A 22,454-nucleotide genomic window follows, 5' to 3' on the forward strand; every position below is an offset into this window, starting at 1 on the left:
GCGCACAGGGTCGGATAGCTCCGAAGTGGCTGTAGGACGCCAGGCAGCCCGCACAAGCGCGCGACAATCGGGGCCATGCCTTCCCTGCCCTCCCTGTCCCGCTGGCTTCCGTTTCTCGCCTGGCCCCGTCCCGACCGCCACCTGCTCAAAGGGGAGTTTTCGGCCGGCATGACCGTGGGGCTGATGCTGGTGCCACAGGGTGTGGCCTATGCGGCCCTGGCCGGCATGCCGCTGGTGACCGGCATCTACGCCTCGCTGATCCCGGCCCTGGTGGCCGTGCTGTTCAGCTCCTCCACCCGGCTGGGCGTGGGGCCCACGGCCCTCACCAGCCTGCTGATCGGCGCCTCCCTGACCGGGCTGGCCGAGCCCGGCAGCGCGCAGTGGGTGGCCCTGGCGGCGTGGATGGCCCTGCTCTCGGGCCTGCTGCAGCTGGTGATGGGCATGGCACGCTTTGGCTGGCTGCTGAACCTGGTGACCTCGCCCGTGCTCAGCGGCTTCACGCAGGCGGCCGCGCTGCTGATCCTAGCCTCCCAGTTGCGCGCCTTCACCGGCCTGCGCTCGGACCTCGGCGCCCTGTGGTCCACCCCGTCGCTGGGCCATTTCGACCTGGTGGCTGCCGCCTTCGGCCTGGGCAGCCTGGCGCTGCTGGTGCTGGCCCGGCGCTGGCGCCCGAACTTTCCGGCCGCCATCGTGGTCGTGGGTGCTGCCGGGGCGCTGAGCTGGGCGCTGGGCTATGCCGACAGTGGCGGCTCGGTGGTCGGCACGCTGCCCGAGGGGCTGCCGTCCCTGTACTGGCCGGGCCTGCTGTCCTGGTCGCAGTTTTCCGCACTGGTGATGCCGGTGCTGGTGGTCACGCTGGTGAGCTTTCTCGAAACCGCCTCCAGCGCCAAGGTGGAGAGCCAGCGCTCGGGCGAGCGCTGGAACGAGAACCAGGACCTGATCGGCCAGGGCCTGGCCAAGATCAGCAGCGGCCTGTGCGGCAGCTTTGCCACCAGCGCCTCGTTCTCGCGCTCGGCCATCAACCTGTATGCCGGTGCCCGCACCGGCTGGGCCACGGTGTTCGCCATCGCCCTGGTGCTGGTGGTGCTGCTGTGGCTCACGCCGGCGCTCTACCACGTGCCGCAGTCGGTGCTGGCGGCCGTGGTGGTCACGGCGGTAACCAGCCTCATCAAGCCCGCCACCCTGCTGCGCCTGTGGCGCATCTCGCGTGTCGAGGCTGTGATGGCCGGCGTGACCTTTGCGCTGACGCTGGCCACCGCACCGCGCATGTACTGGGGCGTGCTGGTGGGGCTGGTGATGAACCTGAGCCACTTTCTGTACCAGCGCCTGCACCCGCGCATTATCGAGGTCGGCCTGCACCCCGATGGCAGCCTGCGCGACCGCCACCTGTGGCACCTGCCGCCCCTGGCCCCCCAGTTGCTGGCATTGCGCATGGATGCGGAGCTCGATTTCGGCTCGGCCAGCGCGCTGGAGCGGCATGTGACCGACCACCTGGCCGCCGACCCCGCCATCGTCCACCTGTGCCTCATGGCCCAGCCCATCAACCGCATCGACATCACCGGCGTGGAGACCTTTGCCGCGCTGCGCGCCCTGATGCAGGCGCGTGGCGGCATACTGCACGTGAGCGGCATGAAACTGCCGGTGGACCAGGTGCTGCGCCGCGCCTGCTTGCTCGAACCCGGCCCGGGGCTGCAGATGTACCGCACCGACGCCGAGGCCCTGCAGGCGCTGCAGCAGATACCACCGCCCGACCCTGAGGGTGCAGCCACCTGAGCCGTATCACCCCACGGCCCGCCCAGAAGCTGCATTTTTGCGCCGTCCCGCTGCTACACTCAACGAACTCTGCCTTATCCATTTGTGTCTGACTCTGCGGCCTCTCATCTCGTAGACCTGCGCGATCTGCGTCTGGACATTGCACACGCCCTCGTGGCGCAGGCGGCCGGCAGCGAAGCCTCCCTGCAACGCGAAGCACCGTCGCGCTACCTCCAGGGCCTGATCGACGGTCTGTGCGAACTCTCCCTCAAGGACCCCCTCACCGGGCTGGCCAACCGTCGGCATTTTCGCGCCGTGCTCGAGCGCGAGATCGACCGCGTGACGCGCTCGGGCGAGGCGGCCCTGCTGCTGATGCTGGACATCGACCACTTCAAGGCGGTCAACGACACCCATGGCCACCTGGCCGGTGACGTGGTGCTGCAGTCGGTGGCACGCACCCTGAGCGCCTGCGTGCGCCCCATGGACACCCTGGCACGCTACGGCGGCGAGGAGTTCGCGGTGGTGCTGCCCGCCTGCCAGGCCGCGTTTGGCAAGGTGGTGGCAGAACGCATCCGCCGTGCCGTGGCCAACACACCTGTCAGAATCTCGCCCTCCGTGGAACTGAATGTCACGGTGAGCGTTGGCGGGGCCTTCGCCCTGCAATGGATCCGTTCGACCACCCTGCTGTGGACCGACCGGGCCGACCACCAGCTCTACCAGGCCAAATCGTCGGGCCGCAACCGGGTGAGCATCGAAGAGCAGCCCGACAGCACCGTCAGTGCCGAAGAGAAGAGCCTGTTGTTCGGCCCCTTGTACACCCCCTCGGGCTGGGGCGATCTGCCCCCGCTGGACCCAACAGGCAGCGCCAACTGAAAGTTAGAAGATGAGCGACGCGCTGTCCCCCCCACCCACATCCTCCGACGCCCCACCCTCGCCCGGCCGCCCACCCGGCGCGGCGGCCACCGGTGCGCGCATCATTGCCATCACCAGCGGCAAGGGCGGCGTGGGCAAGACCTTCGTGTCGGCCAACCTCGCGGCAGCGCTCACGCGGCGCGGCCAGCGTGTGCTCGTGCTCGACGCCGACCTGGGCCTGGCCAACCTGGACGTGGTGCTCAACCTGCACCCCAAGATCACCCTGCACGACGTGTTCACCGGCAAGGCCTTGCTGGAAGACGCCGTGATCCAGGCGCCCGGCGGCTTCTCGGTGCTGCTGGCCGGCTCGGGCATGGTGGAGTATTCGCGCCTCACGCCCGAGGTGCGCAACCAGTTCCTGAACGTGATCCAGGCACTGGCGCCCAATTACGACGTGATCCTGCTGGACACCGGCGCCGGCATCTCGGACGTGGTGCTGTTCTCGATTTCGCTGGCCTCCGAGGTGCTGATCGTGGCCACGCCCGAGCCCACCTCGCTGACCGACGCCTACGCCGCCATCAAGGTGCTGGCCATGCAGCAAAAGCGCCAGCATGTGCGCATGGTGATCAACCAGGCCGCCCGCCCGGGCGATGGCCGGGCCATCACCAGCCAGCTGCAGCAGGTGCTGGACCGCTTCGTCAGCACCGAGACCGGCCGCGGAGTGCGGCTGATCCACATGGGCGACATCCCGGCCGACCCGTCGGTGCGCGACGCCGTGATGCGCCGCCAGCTGCTGCTGCTCAACACGCCGGGCTGCCCGGCGTCGCTGGCCATCGCCCAGCTGGCCAACAAGATCGAGACCACGCTGCTGGTACCCGCCCCCTGAGGGAACCTGGCGGGCAACCCGCCAGGCTACGGGCCAGGGGCCGGCAGCAGCGCGACAATCAGGCCGTAACCGCGCCCGTCCGGAGAGTCGCCCCCGGCAGAACACTCCTTTCCCAGAACCCGTGTAAACAGGCCATCGCCGTGAACGACGTCCTCAACATCTCCTGCTACCAATTCGTGCCGCTGCCCGATGCGCATGCGTTGCGCGACCTGCTGCACGAGCGCGCCACTGCGGCGCAGCTCAAGGGCACCATCTTGCTGGCCGAGGAAGGCATCAACTTCTTCCTGGCGGGCCCGGCCCAAGCGGTGCGCGGTTTCGTGGATGCGCTGCGCACCGACGCCCGTTTTGCCGACCTGGCGCCCAAGGAGAGCTGGTCGGACACGGTGCCCTTTCGCAAAATGCTGGTCAAGGTCAAGCGCGAGATCATCCGCATGGACCACCCCACCATCCAGCCCTCCACAGGCCGCGCCCCGGCGGTGACGCCGGCCACGCTGCACCGCTGGCTGGCGCAGGGCCACGACGACGAAGGCCGCGAGGTGGTGACGCTCGACACCCGCAATGCCTTCGAGGTCGACCACGGCACATTTGACAACGCCATCGACTGGCGCATCGACAAGTTCACCGAGTTCCCCCCGGCCCTGCGTGCGCACAAGGAGGAACTCGCCGACAAGACGGTGGTGAGCTTTTGCACGGGCGGCATCCGCTGCGAGAAGGCCGCCATCCTCATGCGCGAGGAAGGCCTGCCGCATGTCTACCAGCTCGAAGGCGGCATCCTCAAGTATTTCGAGGAAACCGATGGAGCCCACTACCACGGCGGCTGCTTCGTCTTCGACGAGCGCCGGGTGCTGGCCGCCGACCTGTCCACCGACAAGCCTGAAGGGGCCTGACTGGTCCACTGAAACCGAGAAATCGGCGCCGATTTCTCGGTTTCAGTGGACCCTTGCTCAATCCGCGCGGAAACGGTGCTCCGGCAGCGGGATGAATTCCGTTTCGCCTGGCACCACCTTCATGCGGCCTGCTTCCCAGTCCCCGGCGGCCTGCACGATGCGCTCCTTGCGGCTGGAGACGAAGTTCCACCACATGTGGCGCGGCCCGTCGAGCGCGTCGCCACCGATGACCATCAGGCGCACGGCGCTGTCGCCGGCCTGCAGCCGCACGGGCGCCGCCGCAGCACCTGCGGGCAGTACCGCCAGGGTGTGGTCGGGCAAGGGCTCGCCGTCGAGCAGCAGCTCGGCATCCACGGGGTAGAGGGCCATTTCCTGCGCCAGGGCCGCCGGCAATTCCAGCACGCCGCCCGCAGGCAGTTGCACGTCCAGGTACAGCGTGGGCGCATAGGTCGCCACGGGCGAGGTCTGGCCAAAGGCGGTTCCGATCAGCACACGCACCACCGCATCACCGACCTGCACCTCGGGAATGGCAGCGGCCGGCGTGTGCACGAAGGAGGCATCGGCCTCCTCGGCCGCCACCGGCAGCGCGGCCCACAGCTGGATGCCGTGGTTCACATAGGTCATGTCGGCCAAGCTCTCGGGCCGGCGCTCGGAGTGCACGATGCCGTTGCCGGCCGTCATCCAGTTGATGGCGCCGGGCTCGATCTGCTGCACGTAGCCCAGGTTGTCGCGGTGCATGATGGCGCCGGAGAACAGGTAGGTCACCGTGGCCAGGCCGATGTGCGGATGGGGCCGCACATCGTGCGCCGCGCCGGGCACCACCGACACCGGGCCGAAATGGTCGAAGAAGATGAACGGCCCTACCGAGCGGCACTGCACGGCAGGCAGCAGGCGCCGCACGGTGAAGCCGCCGCCCAGGTCCTTGGCATGGCCGGACAGGCGCAATGCGCCGCTCATGAGCGTGCTCCAGCGCACGGGGCGCGAAGACGATGGCATGGTTGCATGGGAGGCTCCTGTAGTCGTGGGGTTGGAATCAGTTCTTCATTGCGCTATGCGCCAGCTGCGACGCATGAAATTGGCACGGCCAAGGCCAGTGCCCCCGCGCAAGGGCCGCCCCGCCGCGCTGGGGGCGTCCCCCTCCCGGCTCGCGCAGCGAGACGAGAGAGGGGGAAGGCGCGAAGCGACACAGGGGGTGCTTCACTTAAAGCGTGCAGCCAGCTCGGCCACACGCTGTCCCAGGAAACGGGCTGTGTCCAAGTCGCCCGGCGCCATCTCGCCGGCCGAAGCGTCGGAAGGTGATTGCGCCATGGCACCACTGTAAGCGCCCAGCCAGTTCACGTCGTTGCGCGTGGCGGCCTTGGAGTTCGATGGCAGCACGCCCGCCCCCACCCACAGGCCGCCATGCTGCATGGCCAGGTGGAACAGGTAGTCGAGCGTGATCTGCTTGTCGCCATTGGTGGCGGCGCTGTTGGTGAAGCCGGCGAACAGCTTGTTCTTCCAGGCCTGGCTGAACCAGGGCTTGGACGATGCGTCGGCAAAGCGCTTGAATTGCCAGCTGGGCCCAGCCATGTAGGTCGGTGAGCCGAAGATGATGGCGCTGGCGGCGGCCAGGGTTTCCCAGCCGCCTTCGGGCAGGCTGCCGTCCGCATCGATGGCGATCAGCTGCGCACCCGCGCCATCGGCCACGGCCTGGGCCATGCGCTGGGTATGGCCGTAGCCCGAGTGGTAGACGACAGCGATCTGCAGCATGCGGCGGTTCCTTGCAACGTTAAAACGCCATCATGCCGCAGGATGGCGACGTCAGTTGGAAGAACGGCGTGCGTCCACGCTCCAGCCACCGGCGCCGAAGGCCGCCAGGGCCAGCAGGCCGCCGGTCACGCCCACGTTCTTGAAGAACATCAGCTGCTGCATCATCTGCTTGTCGGCCGGCAGTGCCCAGTAGGCATGGAAGAAGAAGCTGGCGACCAGCGTGAAGAACGCCAGGGCCAGTGCGGCAAACCGGGTACCGAAGCCGAAGACCAGCGCCAGGCCGCCCAGCACTTCCACGGCGGCGGCCAGGCCTGCCGCTACGGTGGGCATGGGCAGGCCCACGGAGGCGATGTAGCCCACGGTGCCGGCAAAGCCGGTGAGCTTGCCGATGCCGGCAGGCAGGAACAGGGCAGCCAGCAGCAGGCGCGAGGCCAGGGCCAGGGGGTTTTGCAGGGAATTGAACATGGTGGACTCCTTCAGGTAACAGGTAAAGAACAGGGGGCGGACAAAAAATTAGGTCAAGGGGCCAGATCGAACACCAGCACTTCGGCATCGCGGCCTTCGGTCAGTGCCAGGGCCGTTTCCTTCTCGATCAGCGCGGCATCACCGGCCGACAGCGCCTGCCCGTTGACCTGCAGCGCGCCACGCACCAGGTGCACATAGGTCTTGCGGGCCGGGTCGAGCGCCAGGGTGGCCGACTCACCGCCGTCGAACAGGCCGGCGTAGATCGTGGCGTCGGCGTGCACGGTCACGGAGCCGTCGGCCCCGTCGGGCGAGGCCACCCGGCGGAGCGTGCCGCGCTTTTCGGCATCGGTAAAGGCCTTTTGCTCATAGCCGGGTGCAATGCCCTGCACGTCGGGCAGCAGCCAGATCTGCAGAAAATGCGTGGTCTGACCCTCTGCATGGTTGAACTCGCTGTGCTGCACACCCGTGCCCGCGCTCATGCGCTGCACGTCGCCGGGCGGGATGCCCTTGATGTTGCCCATGCTGTCCTTGTGGGCCAACTCCCCCGACAGCACGTAGCTGATGATCTCCATGTCGCGGTGGCCATGGGTGCCAAAGCCCATGCCTGCGGCGATGCGGTCTTCGTTGATCACGCGCAGGTTGCCAAAACCCATGTGCTCGGGATCGTGGTAGCCAGCAAACGAGAAGCTGTGGTGCGACTGCAGCCAGCCATGGTCGGCGTAGCCGCGGTCTTGGGATTTGCGAACAGTCAGCATGGTGTGTAGCCCTTTCAAGACGCAACTTTAGGCCTGTGCTCCCTGTTCCGGGCGCTGGCACATTGATGGCATGATTCAAAAAAATTGAATTACCATGGCACCACCATGCAAAACCCACGCGATGTGCTGACCCCCGACAGCCTGGCCATGCTGCAGGTGATCGCCGAGGCCGGCAGCTTTGCGGCCGCAGCGCGCCAGTTGGGCCTGGTGCCAAGCGCGCTGACCTACCGCGTGCGCCAGATCGAGGATGCGCTGGACGTGCTGCTCTTTGACCGCAGCGCGCGCCAGGCCCGCCCCACAGAGGCCGGCGTGGAGCTGCTGCGCGAGGGCGCGCGGCTGCTGCAGGACATCGACGCCGTGGCCCACCGCGTGCGACGCGTGGCCACGGGCTGGGAGCCGCAGCTCACGATCTCGGTCGATGGCGCCATTTCCCCGCACACCATGATGGAGCTGGTGGATGCCTTCTACGCCATGGCGCCCCCCACCCGCCTGAAGCTGCGCGACGGCATCATGACCGGCACGCTGGAGGCCCTGACCTCGGGCCGGGCGGACCTGGCCATCGGCGTCACCATTGCCGGATCCAGCGTGGCGGGCCTGCAGCAGGCCACGCTGGGCGACCTGCTGTTCATCTACGTCGTGGCGCCGCACCATGCACTGGCATCGGTGCCCGAGCCCATCACCGACGCCACCCTGCTGCAGCACCGTGCCGTGGCGGTGGCCGACTCGGCGCTGCGCGGCGGCGCCACCATGGGCCTGCTGGGCGGGCAGGACGTGCTCACGGTGGACACCATGCAGGCCAAGGTGCGCGCCCAGTTGCGCGGGCTGGGCGGCGGCTTTTTGCCCGAGCCCATGGTGCGCCCCTACCTCGAAGCCGGGCGGCTGGTGACACGCAAGGTGGCGCGGCCCGAACGCCGCGTGCCCATCCACTACGCCTGGGGCGGCCCGGGCTTCACCGCGCCCGGCCGCGCGCTGCAGTGGTGGCTCAACCAGCTGCAAAGCCCCGCCACACGCCGCGCACTGCTGGAAAACCACCATCATTTCTGATGCGCAGCCCTGCGTGGGGCGTGTAGAGTGGTCGGTGTCGGAGTTTTCCTGCCAACCGTTCCCGAAAGGCCTCCCATGAGCAAACCTGTTTCTCGCCCTGCCAAACGGCCCCGACGCCCTGCACCCAGCCCTGCTGCTGCGGCGGCGACCACGACGACAACCCCCTCCACCCGCAAAACCGCCGGCAGTGCCAAGCCACCCCGGCATTTCGCCATCATCGGCGCCGGCATGGCCGGCATTGCCTGCGCCCGCACCCTGGTGCAGGCGGGCCACCAGGTCACCGTCTTCGAAAAATCCTCCGCCGCCGGCGGACGCACGACCACCGTCGACTCACCCTTTGGCGGCTTCGACGCCGGCGTGCAGTACTTCACCGTGCGCGATGCGCGTTTTGCGCGCGCCATCGACACCGTGCCCGGCGTGTGCAAGCGCTGGAGCGCCAATTCCGTGCGCGTGCTGGATGCTGCCGGCCGCGTGACCGCCGCCGGCCTGCCCACGCGCGAAGCGCACTGGGTCGCCAGCCCCGGCATGCAGTCGCTGGTGGCCACCTGGGCCGAACCGCTGGCCCAGGCCGGCCGGCTGATCACCGACACCTGCGTCACGCGCATCGAGCATGACGCCTTGAACGCCCCTGGCTGGCAACTGCGCACCGAAGGGCCCGACGGCGGCCACCACGTGTACGCCGGCTTCGACGCCGTGCTGCTGGCCCAGCCGGCCACGCCCGCGCAGGCCCTGCTGTCCACCTCGGCCATCGACAGCAGCCTGTCAGCGGCCCTGTCCAGCGTCGCCATCGCCCCCTGCTGGACATTGATGTTGGCCTACCCGCAGGCCGTGCGCCCGGGCCTGACCACCCTGGGCCCGCAGTGGAATGCCGCACGCAGCACGCACCACCGCATTGCCTGGCTGGCGCGCGAATCCTCCAAGCCCGGCCGCCCCAGCGTGGAGCGCTGGACCGTGCAGGCCAGCCCTGCCTGGTCGGCCGAACACCTCGAAGACGACGCCGAGCGCGTGCAGGCCAAGCTGATCAAGGCCTTTGCCGAGGTGACCGGCATCCGTGCACAACCCGCGCACGCCCAGACCCAGCGCTGGCGCTATGCCCAGACCACCCACCCCCTGGGCCGCAGCCACCTGTGGGACGCCCAACTGGGCCTGGGTGCCTGCGGCGACTGGTGCCTGGGCCACCGCCTGGAAGATGCCTTCGTGTCCGGACTGGAGCTGGCACTCGCCGTGGCATGAAAGAAGGCGAGGACCCTGTGCAGGGCCCCGGGTCCGGCTACATCGGCCGTTTTGCGCCGTCGCCGACAGGGCCCCTGCATGCAGGCTCGCTGGTGGCCGCCCTGGCCAGTTGGCTCGACGCCCGCGCCTTCAACGGAGGGCGTGGCGGTCGCTGGCTGGTGCGCATCGAGGACGTGGACACCCCGCGCTGCATCCCGGGTGCAGGCGAGATCATCCTGCAGCAGTTGGCCGCCTGCGGCCTGGTGCCCGATGAGCCCCCGCTGTGGCAATCGGCGCGGGGCGCCGCATACCAGCAGGCCCTGGACCACCTCGTCGCCCAGGATGCCGCCTACCCCTGCGCCTGCTCGCGCAAGGACATCGAGGAGGCCCAGCTCGCGCTCGGCCATGCGCGCGAGCGGCATGCGGCCCTGCCCTATCCTGGCACCTGCCGCCATGGCCTGAATGGGCGGGGCGGCCGGTCCTGGCGGTTTCGGGTGCCCGAAGGCCTCTTGCCCACGCGCTGGAGCGACAGGCGCCTGGGTGAACAGCAGCAAGAGGTGGCGGCCGAGATCGGCGACTTCGTGCTGCGCCGCGCCGACGGCCTGTGGGCCTATCAATTGGCCGTGGTGGTGGATGACGCGGCCCAGGGCATTACCCACATCGTTCGTGGGGAGGATCTGGCCGACAACACCCCGCGCCAGATCCTGCTGCAGCAGGCCCTCGGCGCGCCCACGCCGCAGTACCTGCACACCCCCCTGGTCCGTGGCGACAACGGGGAGAAACTCTCCAAGCAGAACGGTGCCCAGGCCCTGGACCTGCACGATCCCCTGCAGGCGCTGGCCCAGGCGGCACAGGCCCTGGGGCTGCCTGCGCTGGCACATCCGCACAACACTTGCACGGGGGATGCGCTGGCGCAATGGGCCAATGCGTGGTTCAGAAACTACAATGGCCCATCGTGACCGAACTGCCATCCCTTTCCCCTGCCCCCGACAGCGCGGCACCCGCCGCCAGGCCCCCCCAAGCCGGCAACGCCGCGCCCGCTGGCGTTGCCCACCCCAAGACCATCAAGAGCTTTGTGCGCCGCGCCGGGCGCACCACCACGGGCCAGGCCAAGGCCTTCGAAGACCTGGGCCCGCGCTTCGTGCTGCCCTACACCGCCGCCCCGCTCGACGCCCCTGCCGCCTTTGGCCGCACCGCCCCGTTGATCCTGGAGATCGGCTTTGGCATGGGTGAAGCCACGGCCCATATTGCGCGCGTGCGCCCCGATGACAACTTCCTGTGCTGCGAGGTGCACGAGCCCGGCGTGGGTGCCCTGCTCAAGCGCATCGGCGAGCAGGAGATCGGCAACATCCGCATCCTGCAGCACGATGCCGTCGAGGTCATCGACCACATGCTGGCCCCGGCCAGCCTCGATGGCGTGCATATCTTCTTTCCCGATCCCTGGCACAAGACCAAGCACAACAAGCGCCGGCTGATCCAGTCGCCGCTGGTCGCCAAGCTGGCCGCCCGGCTCAAGCCCGGCGGCTACCTGCATTGCGCCACCGACTGGCAACCCTACGCCGAACAGATGCTGCAGGTGCTGGGTGCCGAGCCCCTGCTGGCCAACACCGCCGACGGCTTTGCGCCGCAGCCGGACTACCGCCCACTGACCAAGTTCGAGAACCGCGGCCTGCGCCTCGGGCATGGCGTGTGGGATATTGTGTTTGTGCGGCGCAATTAGCGCCCCCTCCACCGGACGACCGCCATCACCGCGCCTATGAAGCCCATCCTGCAACACCTGGTTGAAATGACCGGCCACCGCGACCACCTGCGGCTGGAGGTGTCGGTGCTCTCCACCCTGCAAAAACTCAGCGGCATCAAGGCGGTCCGGGCGCTGGAGCTGTTTACCGACAAGGGCGTGGCCCATGTGCGCCCACGCACCTGGGTGGAGGACGGGCAACTGGTCTCCACCGACTCCGAGGCTGCCGCCGACCCCCGGCGCGAACTGCTGGAGCAGTACCCCGAGCTGTGCGAATGCGTGAAGAGCCAGGGCGACAGCGCGCTTTCGCACCGCCCTGGGCGCCATACGCTGTGGCTGCCGGTATGGATGCACGAGAAGGTCAGCACCTGCCTGGAGATCACGCAGTCGCGCCCGTTCTCGGCCCACAAGCTCGAAGTCATCAAGGGCGTGTTCCTGGTCTACCAGAACTACCAGAACCTGCTGGACTACAGCGAACGCGACGCGCTGACCGGCCTGTTCAACCGCAAGACCTTCGACGAGCAGTTCTCCCGAACCGCCAGCGGCCTGAGCAGCAACCGCCCGCAAAGCGCCGAAGCGCTGGTCACCGAAGAAGTGGCCTCCGAAAGCGAGCCCGCGCAGAACTGGCTGGCCGTGGTGGACATCGACCACTTCAAACTGGTCAACGACCGCTTCGGCCACCTCTACGGCGATGAGGTGCTGATCCTGATCGCCAACATCCTGCGCACCTCGTTCCGCTCGCACGACCGCATCTTCCGCTTTGGTGGCGAGGAGTTCGTGGTGCTGCTGCGCAACATCACGCTGGCGCGGGCGCACAAGGTGTTCAACCGCTTCCGCGAGACCGTGCAGGAGTACGACTTTCCGCAGGTGGGCCGGGTGACGGTGAGCCTGGGTTTCGTGGGCACCTCGCGTGGCTCCCCGGTCGAAATTCTGGGCCAGGCCGATCAGGCGCTCTACTACGCCAAGGAGCACGGCCGCAACCAGGTCTGCTTCTACGAAGACCTGATTGCCGGCGGGCACCTCACGGCCAAGGTCTCCAACGACGATGTAGAGCTGTTCTGACCCGCCGAGGGCCTACCGCAGGCCTTCTGCAGGTCAGCGGTTGAACGCCTTGCCCAGGGCGGCCAGCAACTCCTTGCGCGACTGCTCGCGCGCCACCGGGTGGCCACCCACATGCACGCCCTGCCCCGGGTACACGCCGTTGGGCACGTCGGTGCGCAGGCGCAAGGGCACGGTGCCATCGAAGCCATGGTAGGCGCCCTCGTAGGCCACCACCCGCACCTCGCGGCTGCCCGGGATATCGTCGCGTGGTGTGCCGCGCGGCGCAGCCAGGGCCTGGCAGGGTGCGGCAGGGGTCCAGTCGTCCGCCTTGCCGACGAGCATCAGCGTATCGGCGGCCGGCCGGTAGCCACCGCGCAGGTCGGAACCGCAACCCGGGTAAAAAGCCACGGACAGGCGCGGCAGCACCTTGGCAGCGGCGACGTCGGCATGGCGCAGGTTGCTGGCAGCCAGCACGGCACTGCCGCCGTGCGACCAACCCAGCAGCGCCAGCCGCTGGCCGTCCACGCCCGGCTGGGCGGCCAGCCACTGCAGGGCGGCCAGCGCATCGCGGCGGCGGTCGTTCTGGTTGATCTTGCGCGTGCCCACGCGCTGGGTGCACAGCTCCTTTTCGCCGCGCGGTGTCAGCGAATCCACGGCCAGGGCATGCCAGCCCTGCTGGTTGAGCAGGTCCGCATACTCGCGCATGCGCTCTGCCGGCTGGCCGCGCCGGTTGAGCATGCCGCCGCAGCCGTGTAGCAGGATCACGGCAGGCAGGGGCCTGGTGTCCTTGCCCGTGGCCGGGGCCAGTGCGGCGGGCGGGCGGTACCACCAGGCCTGCAGGGTCACCGAGCCACCCGACTCACCGGCAGGCGCCTGGAACTGCACGCGCTCCACAGCATCCGACGGGGCGCCTGCGGCACAGGCCACCCATAGCCCCAAAGCCATGGCGAGCAGGCAGCGGCCCGGTTTGGGGATCAGTCCAGGCAGGTCCATCGGGTGTACCTTCCTGTACCTACCGCTTAGCCTCAGGCGCGCTCGCGCACCCAGGCCTCGACGCTGGCCAGCGCGGCAGGCAGGCCCGCCGCATTGGTGCCACCGGCCATGGCCATGTCGGGCTTGCCGCCGCCCTTACCGCCGACCTGCTGGGCCACGAAGTTGACCAGCTCGCCGGCCTTGACCTTGCCGATGCTGTCGGCCGTCACGCCCGCAGCGATCTGCACCTTGTCGCCATCGACGGCGGCCAGCACGATGGCGGCGGTCTTGAGCTTGTCCTTGAGCTTGTCCATGGTGTCGCGCAGGGTTTTCGCGTCGGCACCGGGCAAGGCCGCGGCCAGCACCTTGATGCCGTTCACGTCCACCGCCTGGCCCACCAGCTCGTCGCCCTGGCTCGATGCCAGCTTGCCCTTGAGCGCTGCGATTTCCTTTTCCAGGGCCTTCACGCTGTCCAGGGTCTGGCCGATGCGGTGGTTGAGCTCGGCCACCGGGGTCTTGAAAGTGCCAGCCGCCTGGTTCACCGTGTCTTCGAGCTGCTGCAGGTAGGACAGTGCGTTGGTGCCGGTCACCGCCTCGATGCGGCGCACGCCTGCGGCCACGCCGCCTTCGGCCACCACCTTGAACAGGCCGATGTCGCCCGTGCGCTGCACATGCGTGCCGCCGCACAGCTCGCGGCTGGTGCCGATGTCGAGCACGCGCACGGTTTCGCCGTATTTCTCGCCAAAGAGCATCATGGCGCCGGTCTTCTGGGCCGATTCGATGTCCATCACGCGCGCCTGCGTGGGCACGTTGGCCAGCACCTCCTCGTTCACCAGGCGCTCGATCTCGCGCACCTGGGCATCGGTCACGGGGGCGTTGTGGGCAAAGTCGAAGCGCGTGCGCTCGGCGTTCACCAGGCTGCCCTTTTGCTGCACATGCGTGCCCAGCACTTCGCGCAGGGCCTTGTGCATCAGGTGGGTGGCCGAGTGGTTGCGCACCGTGGCGGCGCGCACGGCTGTGTTGACCTCGGCCTGCACGGTGTCGCCCACGTTCAGCGTGCCCTCTTCGAGCGTGCCGTGGTGGCCGTACACATCGGCCTTGACCTTGAGCGTGTCACCCACCGCAAAGCGGGCAGAGCCGCTGGTGATGGTGCCTTCGTCACCCACCTGGCCGCCGCTTTCGGCGTAGAAGGGGGTGGTGTCGAGCACCACCACGCCGTTCTGGCCTGCCTTGAGGGCTGCGCTGCTGGTGCCATCGACGTAGATGGCGGTGATCTTGGCCGTTTCGGCCAGTTGCTCGTAGCCCGTGAAGCGGTTCACATCGCCGGTGTACTCCAGCGCCTTGTCCATCTTGAACTTGCCGGCGGCGCGGGCCTGGGCCTTTTGCTTTTCCATGGCGACCTTGAAGCCGGCCTCGTCCACCTCGACGTCGCGCTCGCGGCAGACGTCATTGGTCAGGTCCAGCGGAAAGCCGTAGGTGTCGTGCAGCTTGAAGGCCACGTCGCCGGGCAGCACCTTGGCATCGCCTGCCAGGGCCGTGTCCAGGATTTCCATGCCGTTGGCCAGGGTCTCGAAGAAGCGCTCTTCTTCCGCTTTCAGCACCTCGGTGATGCGCTGCTCCTGCTCACGCAGCTTGGGGTAGGCGTCGCCCATCACGCGCACCAGTTCGGCCACCAGCTTGTGGAAAAACGGAGTCTTCTTGCCCAGCTTGTAGCCGTGGCGGATGGCGCGGCGCACGATGCGGCGCTGCACGTAGCCGCGGCCTTCGTTGCTGGGGATCACACCGTCGCTCACCAGGAAGGCGGTGGCGCGGATGTGGTCGGCGATCACGCGCAGGCTCTTGTTGTTCAGGTCGGCCACGCCGGTCTCACGGCCGGCGGCCTTGATCAGCGCGTCGAAGAGGTCGATCTCGTAGTTGCTGTGTACATGCTGCAGGATGGCGGCCAGGCGCTCCAGGCCCATGCCGGTGTCCACGCAGGGCGCGGGCAGCGGGCTGACCGAGCCGTCTTCGGCCATGTCGAACTGCATGAACACGTTGTTCCAGATCTCGATGAAGCGGTCGCCGTCTTCATCGGGGCTGCCGGGGGGGCCGCCGGGGATGTGGTCGCCGTGGTCGTAGAAGATCTCGCTGCAGGGGCCGCAGGGGCCGGTGTCGGCCATCATCCAGAAGTTGTCGGACTTGTAGCGGCCGCCCTTGTTGTCGCCGATGCGGATCACGCGCTCGGGCGGCAGGCCGATCTCCTTGGTCCAGATGTCGTAGGCCTCGTCGTCCTCCTGGTACACGGTGGCCAGCAGGCGCTCGGGGGGCAGCTTGTACACGGTGGTCAGCAGCTCCCAGGCCCAATGCAGCGACTCGCGCTTGAAGTAGTCGCCAAAGCTCCAGTTGCCCAGCATCTCGAAGAAGGTGTGGTGGCGCGCGGTGTAGCCCACATTCTCCAGGTCGTTGTGCTTGCCGCCGGCGCGCAGGCAGGCCTGCACCGATACCGCGCGGTTGTAGGGGCGCTTGTCCGTGCCCAGGAACACGTCCTTGAACTGCACCATGCCGGAGTTGGTGAACATCAGCGTCGGGTCGTTGCCCGGCACCAGCGAGCTCGAGGGCACGATGGTGTGGCCCTTGGAGGCGAAAAAGTCCAGGAAGGACTTGCGGATGTCTGCAACCGAGATCGAAGGCGTGGTGTTGTTGGTCATGGGCGAAAAGGGGCAACGGGCCTGGAACGAATGGTGGGCCGCTCGCGCAGGGCGCGGCAACCCCATTTTTGGAGATAACCACAGATTCTATCGAGGCAGCAAGCTGAAACGGCTTGCTGCCTCTAGAGACACTGCACTTGACTGTCCCGAACGCGGCTGGCAAGGGCCTCGAAGCAGCATCGCAAGGGCGTTGCGGGTCTGGGATCCCTTCGCATCCGCCCCGCACCAAAGTCATGCCCCGTTGCGGTGCCCAGCGCCCAACAACGATGCACGAAGGCCCCCTGGCAGGCTTCTTCAGCCCCCGAACGCCCGGATTCAGCCCATCCAAGCGCAAATTCGGCTGGCACGCAAGCTGCTAAATACCCTCACAAGATATTTCAAATATTTTCTTAATATATTTACCAACGACACCGATTCATCCCAGCCACTGCTTTCCTTCACCCCCTTCGTTCCTTCTTTCTTCCCCAGGAGTTCACCCCATGAGCAATCCCCGCTGGCAAGGCATCTTCCCCGCCATCACCACCAAGTTCCACGCCGACGAGAGCATCGATGCCGAAGGCACGGCGCGCCACATCGACTTCCAGATCCGCAACGGCATCCACGGCCTGGTGACCTGCGGCTCGCTGGGCGAGGCCAGCACCCTCACGCTAGAGGAGAAGCTGCAGGTCGCCAAGATCGCGCTCGACGCCGCCGATGGCCGCGTGCCCGTGCTGGCCAACGTCTCGGAGACCAGCACCCGCGAGGCGCTGCGCTACATCGATGGCGGCAACAAGCTGGGCGTGGCCGGCTACATGGTGATGCCCTCGGTGATCTACGTGGCCGATGCGCGCGAAGCCATGGCCAATGTGCGCGCCATGGCCAAGGTGGCACAGAAGCCGCTCATGGTCTACAACAACCCCGTGGCCTACCGCGTGGACCTCAAGCCCGAGCACATGCTGGAGCTGGCCGACTGCGAGTGGATCGCAGCCATCAAGGAAAGCACGGACAACATCCGCCGCATCACCGACCTGCGCAACACCGTGGGCGACCGCTACCAGCTCTTCCTGGGGGTGGACGACCTGGCCTACGAAGGCCTGGCGCTGGGCTGCGACGGCCTGCTGGCCGGCGTGGGCTGCGCCTTCCCGCGCGAGACCGTGGCGCTGTACGACCTGATGAAGGCCGGCCGCTTTGCCGAAGCGCTCAAGCTCTACCAATGGATGACGCCGATGCTGCACCTCGATGTATCCACCAAGCTGGTGCAGAACCTCAAGCTCATCGACGTGCTGGTAGGCGTGGGCACCGAGCACATGCGCCGCCCGCGCCTGCCGCTGATCGGCGAGGAACGCGCCTTCATTGAGCGCGTCGTGAAGAAGGCGCTGGAAACGCGCCCCACCGAGTACCAGTCGGTCGCCTGAGCGCCCGCGCCCTCCCCCACTCCCTTCATCCCACCAAAGGTCTCCCATGGCATCCAGATTCATGACCCCCTCGGCGCTGGCAACCCTCGTGCTGCTGGCGGCACCGGTGTTCGCGCAGGAGCAGGTCGTCAAGATCGGCCACAGCGGCCCGCTGTCGGGCCCGAATGCGTTTGCGGGCAAGGACAACGAGAACGGCGTGCGCCTGGCCGTCGAGGAACTGAATGCGAAGAAGATCGTGGTGGGGGGCAAGACCCTGAAGTTCGAGCTGGTGTCCGAAGACGACCAGTGCGACGCCCGCACCGGCGTGAGCGTGGCGCAGAAGCTGGTGGACAGCGGCGTCAGGTTCGTCATGGGGCCGTACTGCTCGGGCGTGGCCATCCCCGCCTCGCGCGTCTACAGCGACGGCGGGGCCATGGTCTCCACCGTGGGCACCAACCCCAAGGTCACCGAGGGCGGCTACAAGAACCTGTTTCGCATCATCGCCAGCGACACCCAGATCGGCTCGAACATGGCCGTGTATGCCGCCCAGGTGCTCAAAGTGAAGCAGGTGGCGGTGATCGACGACCGCACGGCCTTTGGCCAGGGCGTGGCCGACCAGTTCACCAAGGAAGCCAAGAAGCAAGGCCTCACCGTGGTGGGCCAGGAGTTCACGACCGACAAGTCCACCGACTTCCTGTCCATCCTCACCAGCCTCAAGGGCAAGCAGCCGCAGGCCATCTTCTTTGGCGGCTATGCGCCGCAGGCGGCGCCCATGGCGCGGCAGATGAAGCAACTGGGCATCTCGGCCAAGCTCTTGGGCGGCGACACGCTGTGCAGCCCCGAGGTCGGCAAGCTCGGCGGCGAGGCCGTGAACGACACCGTGTTCTGCGCCCAGGGCGGCACCATGCTCGACAAGGCCGCCAGCGGCCCGGCCTTCAAGGCGAAATACAAGGCGCGCTTCAAGCTCGATGCCGATGCCTACGCAGCGTCCTACTACGACCAGGTGATGTTCATGGCCGATGCCATGCAGAAAGCCCAGTCCGTGGAGCCTGCCAAGGTCGGAGCGCAGATGTACCTGGCAAGCCACCAGGGCGTGGCGGGCACCTATGCCTACGACGACAAGGGCAACCTCAAGCAGGCGCCGATCACGGTGCTGACCTTCAGGAACGCCGTCCCCGTGCCACTGGCCAGCTACTGAAACTGCTGGGATCGCGGCGGGGCTCCCGCTACGATCCTCGCACCCCAACCCACGCGACCCACCATGACCCACGACAGTGCTATGCAACGCATACAGATCCTCGACTCCCACACCGGCGGCGAGCCCACGCGCCTGGTGGTGGGCGGCTTTCCCGAGCTGGGCACGGGCAGCATGGCTGAGCGCCGCGCCCTGCTGGCCAGCCAGCACGACGCCTGGCGCGCAGCCACGGTGCTGGAGCCGCGCGGCAACGACGTGATCGTGGGCGCGCTGCTGTGCGCGCCGCAGGACCCGGCCAACGCGGCGGGCGTGATCTTCTTCAACAACACCGGCTACCTGGGAATGTGCGGCCACGGCACCATCGGCCTGGTGGCCTCGCTGGCCTACCTGGGTCGCATACAGCCGGGCGAGCACGGCATCGAGACACCCGTGGGCACGGTGATGACCACGCTGCACGGGGATGGCTCGGTCAGCGTGCGCAACGTGCCCGCCTACCGGCTGCACCAGGGCCTGTCCCTTGAAGTGCCGGGCATCGGCACCGTCACGGGCGACGTGGCCTGGGGCGGCAACTGGTTTTTTCTGATGAGCGCGCACGGCCAGCGCGTGGCCAGCGACAACCTGCCAGCGCTGACCGCCTACACCAGCGCCGTGCAGCAGGCGCTCAAGGACCAGGGTATCCGCGGCGACAACGGCGGCGATATCGACCACATCGAACTCTTTGCCGACGATGATGTGGCCGACAGCCGCAACTTCGTGCTCTGCCCCGGCGGTGCCTACGACCGCTCGCCCTGCGGCACCGGCACCAGCGCCAAGCTGGCCTGCCTGGCGGCCGACGGCAAGCTGCAGCCCGGCCAGGTGTGGCGCCAGGCCAGCATCATCGGCAGCAGCTTCGAGGCCCGCTACGAACCCGACACCCAGGCCGGCAGGATCATCCCTACGCTGCGCGGCACGGCCCACATGAGCGCAGAGGCCACCTTGCTCATCGCGCAGGACGACCCCTTTGCCTGGGGCATCCGCCTCTAAGCCACCAGCCACCCCATGCAAGCTGCGGACGTGATCGTCATCGGTGCCGGCATGGTGGGTGCCGCCTGTGCCCACCTGCTGGCCAACGCCGGGCTGTCGGTCCTGGTGCTTGATGCCCGCCGGGGCGGGGCCACACAGGCCGGCATGGGCCACCTGGTGGTGATGGACGACAACGCGGCCGAACTGGCGCTGAGCCAGGCCTCGCTGGACCAATGGCACGCCTGGGGCCCGCGCATGAATGCCGACCTGCCCGGCTGCGCGTATGCCAACTGCGGCACGCTCTGGATCGCGGCCAATGCCGAGGAAATGGCCGGCGCCGAAGCCAAGGCCGACGGCCTGCGCGCGCACGGAATCGCCTGCGAGCTGCTGGACGCCCCCACGCTGGCCCGGCTGGAGCCCGCGCTGCGCCCCGGCCTGCACGGCGCCCTGAAGGTCGGTGGCGATAGCGTGGTCTACGCCCCCAACGCCGCGCAGTGGCTGCTGGCGCATGCGGCGCGGCCCGTTCCGGTCGAGCATGCCCAGGTGGCGCGCATCGATGGCCGGCGCGTGCACCTAGCCGATGGCAGCGTGCGCGAGGGCGGTGCGGTGCTGCTGGCCGCCGGCATCCATGCCACGGCACTGTGCCCCGGCCTGCCGATACGCCCCAAGAAGGGGCACCTGGCCATCACCGACCGCTACCCCGGCACGGTGCGCCACCAATTGGTGGAGCTGGGCTACATCACCAATGCCCACCAGAGCGACGGCACCTCGGTCGCCTTCAACCTGCAGCCGCGGCCCACGGGACAGTTGCTGATCGGCTCGTCGCGCCAGTTCGACACTACCGACCCGGACATCGACAACGCCGTACTGGCGCGCATGCTGCGCCGTGCGCTCGAGTACGTGCCGGGGCTGGCCGAGCTCAACGCCATCCGCACCTGGACCGGCTTTCGCGCGGCCACGCCCGATGGCCTGCCCATCATCGGCCGCCACCCGCACCAGAGCGACCTGTGGCTGGCCGTGGGGCATGAGGGCCTGGGCGTGACCACGGCGCCGGCCACGGCCCGGTTGCTCGCCGCGCAGATCACGGGCGCCGCGCTGCCGCTCGACCCGGCCCCCTATTCGCCCGACCGTTTTGCCGGGAGCCTGATCGCATGACCACCGCTACGGTACAGATCCACGCCGACGGCACGCCCCTGCAGGTCGCGCCCGGCACCAGCGTGGCTGCCGCCCTGGCCCAGCTGCCGCCGGGCCGCACGCGTACCTCCGTCACTGGCCAGCCGCGCGCGCCGCTGTGCGGCATGGGCGTGTGCCATGAGTGCCGGGTGCGCATCGACGGCCGCACGCGCCTGGCCTGCCAGACCGTGTGCACCGAAGGCATGCAGGTCCACACCGATACCGGCAGGCCATGCCCATGACCTCTTCCAGCCCCTCGCCGGCGCATGAGCGCTGCGACATCCTCATCATCGGTGCCGGCCCCGCCGGCATGGCCGCCGCATTGGCCGCCGCGCCCAGCGGCGCGACCATCACCATCGTGGACGACAACCCTGCGGCGGGTGGGCAGATCTGGCGCGACGGCCCCGGTGCCACGCTGCCGCCCCTGGCCCGCCAGCACCGCGAGGCCCTGGCGCGGCACGCCAACATCCGGCTGCTGTGCGGCACGCGCGTGGTGGGCCTGGGCGAGCGACAACGGGCCGACCATGCCCCTGCCCTGCTGCTCGAAGACGCCGACCGGGGCTGGACCCAGCACAGCCACCGCATCCTGCTGTGCAACGGTGCGCGCGAGCTGCTGCTGCCGTTTCCGGGCTGGACGCTGCCGGGCGTCACCGGTGCAGGCGCCCTGCAGGCCCTCATCAAGTCCGGGCTGCCGGTGCGGGGCCAGCGCATCGTGATCGCGGGCACAGGCCCACTGCTGCTGGCCGCCGCAGCCACAGCCACCCAGGCAGGCGCCCAGGTGGTGCGGGTGGCCGAGCAGGCCAACTGGCGTGCACTCGCAGGCTTTGCCACGCAGCTGCCGCGCTGGCCCGCCAAGGCCGTGCAGGCATTCACGCTGCTGCACCCGCAACTGCGTGCGGGCAGCCATGTGCTCGAAGCCGTCGGTGAAGGCCAGGTGCAGTCCGTGCGCCTGCGCGCGGGGCGTGGCGAAGAAACCATCGCCTGTGATCGCCTGGCCTGCGGCTTCGGCCTGGTGCCCAACACGCACCTGGGACAGCTGTTGGGCTGCGCCCTGGGCGGTCCTTTGAGTGGCGGCCTGGGCCTGCAGGTCGATGCACAGATGCGCACCAGCGTGGCCGGGGTCTATGCCGCTGGCGAGTGCACCGGCTTTGGCGGCAGCGAGCGTGCACTGGCCCAGGGCGCCATCGCCGGCCATGCCGCCGCAGGCAACACCACCCCGGTGCACGCGCTGCAGGCCACGCTGCGCCGCTGGGAAGGCTTTGCACAGGCCCTGCAGCAGTCCTTCGCACTGAACGAATCACTCAAGACCCTGGCCCGGCCAGACACCCTGGTGTGCCGCTGCGAGGACGTGTCGCACGCCGAACTGGCAGACCGCACCGGCTGGATCGACGCCAAGCTGCACACGCGCTGCGGCATGGGTGCCTGCCAGGGGCGCATCTGCAGCGCCGCCACACAGCACCTGTTCGGCTGGACGCCGGCGCCGCCGCGCCATCTGCTGGCACCGGCACGCATCGCCACCCTGGCGGCGGCTGGCGACGACGCCCCCTCCGGCTGAGCCCCCGCTGCAGGAAGCACCCGATCAGGGCGTTCGAGCCTTCTGGCACGGGCACTCATCTTGCTTCTACATATATTAAGAAGATATTTATTTTGGTGCCGCCGATCCCTCCTCCA

The 22,454-nt window shown here is 68.4% G+C and carries 21 protein-coding genes; 15 read left to right on the top strand and 6 right to left on the bottom strand.

The features are described 5' to 3' along the window. Positions 1-75: 75 nt before the first annotated feature. From ACSQ3Y_RS22610 to ACSQ3Y_RS22625, 4 genes are all read left to right on the top strand, one after another. Positions 76-1,773: a SulP family inorganic anion transporter gene (locus ACSQ3Y_RS22610; RefSeq protein ID WP_436178958.1), complete on the top strand. Its 1,698-nt coding sequence runs from the start codon at positions 76-78 to the stop codon at positions 1,771-1,773. An 84-nt stretch (positions 1,774-1,857) separates the two neighbouring features. Then, positions 1,858-2,625, top strand: coding sequence for a GGDEF domain-containing protein (locus ACSQ3Y_RS22615; protein WP_057203757.1), 768 nt, complete (start codon positions 1,858-1,860; stop codon positions 2,623-2,625). A gap of 10 nt (positions 2,626-2,635) precedes the next feature. Then, a complete protein-coding gene (locus ACSQ3Y_RS22620) occupies positions 2,636-3,490 on the top strand; it encodes a MinD/ParA family protein (RefSeq protein ID WP_057203758.1) in 855 nt (284 codons plus the stop codon). Positions 3,491-3,630: 140 nt separating this feature from the next. Beyond that, the gene (locus tag ACSQ3Y_RS22625; RefSeq protein WP_057269736.1) at positions 3,631-4,377 is read left to right on the top strand and encodes a sulfurtransferase; all 747 of its coding nucleotides are present in this window, start codon (positions 3,631-3,633) and stop codon (positions 4,375-4,377) included. A 57-nt stretch (positions 4,378-4,434) separates the two neighbouring features. Here ACSQ3Y_RS22625 and ACSQ3Y_RS22630 read toward each other — a convergent pair whose 3' ends face one another. From ACSQ3Y_RS22630 to ACSQ3Y_RS22645, 4 genes are all read right to left on the bottom strand, one after another. Beyond that, complete coding sequence (locus ACSQ3Y_RS22630; protein WP_436180159.1) at positions 4,435-5,334, bottom strand: pirin family protein; 900 nt, start codon at positions 5,332-5,334, stop codon at positions 4,435-4,437. A gap of 240 nt (positions 5,335-5,574) precedes the next feature. Further along, a complete protein-coding gene (locus tag ACSQ3Y_RS22635) occupies positions 5,575-6,126 on the bottom strand; it encodes a flavodoxin family protein (protein WP_057269734.1) in 552 nt (183 codons plus the stop codon). 51 nt (positions 6,127-6,177) lie between these two features. Then, on the bottom strand, positions 6,178-6,591 hold the full coding sequence (locus ACSQ3Y_RS22640) for a DoxX family protein (RefSeq protein WP_057269733.1): 414 nt from the start codon (positions 6,589-6,591) through the stop codon (positions 6,178-6,180). Positions 6,592-6,644: 53 nt separating this feature from the next. Continuing rightward, the gene (locus ACSQ3Y_RS22645; protein ID WP_057269732.1) at positions 6,645-7,346 is read right to left on the bottom strand and encodes a pirin family protein; all 702 of its coding nucleotides are present in this window, start codon (positions 7,344-7,346) and stop codon (positions 6,645-6,647) included. Between the two features lie 105 nt (positions 7,347-7,451). Between ACSQ3Y_RS22645 and ACSQ3Y_RS22650 the strand changes: the two genes are divergently transcribed. From ACSQ3Y_RS22650 to ACSQ3Y_RS22670, 5 genes are all read left to right on the top strand, one after another. After that, a complete protein-coding gene (locus ACSQ3Y_RS22650) occupies positions 7,452-8,390 on the top strand; it encodes a LysR family transcriptional regulator (RefSeq protein ID WP_057269757.1) in 939 nt (312 codons plus the stop codon). A gap of 75 nt (positions 8,391-8,465) precedes the next feature. Then, positions 8,466-9,623: an NAD(P)/FAD-dependent oxidoreductase gene (locus tag ACSQ3Y_RS22655; protein ID WP_157422185.1), complete on the top strand. Its 1,158-nt coding sequence runs from the start codon at positions 8,466-8,468 to the stop codon at positions 9,621-9,623. Further along, a complete protein-coding gene (gluQRS, locus tag ACSQ3Y_RS22660; RefSeq protein WP_436178959.1) occupies positions 9,620-10,561 on the top strand; it encodes a tRNA glutamyl-Q(34) synthetase GluQRS in 942 nt (313 codons plus the stop codon). Before ACSQ3Y_RS22655 ends, gluQRS begins: the two co-directional genes overlap by 4 nt. Then, complete coding sequence (gene trmB / locus ACSQ3Y_RS22665; protein ID WP_436178960.1) at positions 10,519-11,322, top strand: tRNA (guanosine(46)-N7)-methyltransferase TrmB; 804 nt, start codon at positions 10,519-10,521, stop codon at positions 11,320-11,322. The genes gluQRS and trmB overlap by 43 nt, the downstream gene beginning before the upstream one ends. A 36-nt stretch (positions 11,323-11,358) precedes the next feature. After that, positions 11,359-12,402 (top strand): GGDEF domain-containing protein, encoded by a 1,044-nt coding sequence (locus ACSQ3Y_RS22670; protein ID WP_057203765.1) that lies wholly within the window; start codon positions 11,359-11,361, stop codon positions 12,400-12,402. Positions 12,403-12,435: 33 nt separating this feature from the next. Here ACSQ3Y_RS22670 and ACSQ3Y_RS22675 read toward each other — a convergent pair whose 3' ends face one another. Then, on the bottom strand, positions 12,436-13,374 hold the full coding sequence (locus ACSQ3Y_RS22675) for a dienelactone hydrolase family protein (RefSeq protein ID WP_436178961.1): 939 nt from the start codon (positions 13,372-13,374) through the stop codon (positions 12,436-12,438). 32 nt (positions 13,375-13,406) lie between these two features. After that, the gene (gene alaS / locus ACSQ3Y_RS22680) at positions 13,407-16,040 is read right to left on the bottom strand and encodes an alanine--tRNA ligase (RefSeq protein ID WP_057203767.1); all 2,634 of its coding nucleotides are present in this window, start codon (positions 16,038-16,040) and stop codon (positions 13,407-13,409) included. Between the two features lie 479 nt (positions 16,041-16,519). On the opposite strand from alaS, the gene ACSQ3Y_RS22685 reads away from it, so the two are divergent. The 6 genes from ACSQ3Y_RS22685 (at position 16,520) to ACSQ3Y_RS22710 (ending at position 22,338) form a co-directional block, all read left to right on the top strand. Then, entirely contained in the window at positions 16,520-17,434 is a 915-nt protein-coding gene (locus tag ACSQ3Y_RS22685) for a dihydrodipicolinate synthase family protein (protein ID WP_436178962.1), read from the top strand. A gap of 46 nt (positions 17,435-17,480) precedes the next feature. After that, a complete protein-coding gene (locus ACSQ3Y_RS22690; protein WP_436178963.1) occupies positions 17,481-18,611 on the top strand; it encodes a branched-chain amino acid ABC transporter substrate-binding protein in 1,131 nt (376 codons plus the stop codon). An 81-nt stretch (positions 18,612-18,692) separates the two neighbouring features. After that, positions 18,693-19,631, top strand: a complete 939-nt coding sequence (locus ACSQ3Y_RS22695) for a 4-hydroxyproline epimerase (protein WP_436180160.1) — start codon at positions 18,693-18,695, stop codon at positions 19,629-19,631. Between the two features lie 15 nt (positions 19,632-19,646). After that, complete coding sequence (locus ACSQ3Y_RS22700; protein ID WP_436178964.1) at positions 19,647-20,765, top strand: NAD(P)/FAD-dependent oxidoreductase; 1,119 nt, start codon at positions 19,647-19,649, stop codon at positions 20,763-20,765. Further along, a complete protein-coding gene (locus ACSQ3Y_RS22705; protein ID WP_436178965.1) occupies positions 20,762-21,025 on the top strand; it encodes a (2Fe-2S)-binding protein in 264 nt (87 codons plus the stop codon). The genes ACSQ3Y_RS22700 and ACSQ3Y_RS22705 overlap by 4 nt, the downstream gene beginning before the upstream one ends. Further along, positions 21,022-22,338 (top strand): FAD-dependent oxidoreductase, encoded by a 1,317-nt coding sequence (locus ACSQ3Y_RS22710; RefSeq protein ID WP_436178966.1) that lies wholly within the window; start codon positions 21,022-21,024, stop codon positions 22,336-22,338. Before ACSQ3Y_RS22705 ends, ACSQ3Y_RS22710 begins: the two co-directional genes overlap by 4 nt. Positions 22,339-22,454 lie beyond the last annotated feature (116 nt).

This window comes from Acidovorax sp. LjRoot66, assembly GCF_964253305.1.
In the GTDB taxonomy this organism is placed as follows: domain Bacteria; phylum Pseudomonadota; class Gammaproteobacteria; order Burkholderiales; family Burkholderiaceae_C; genus Acidovorax.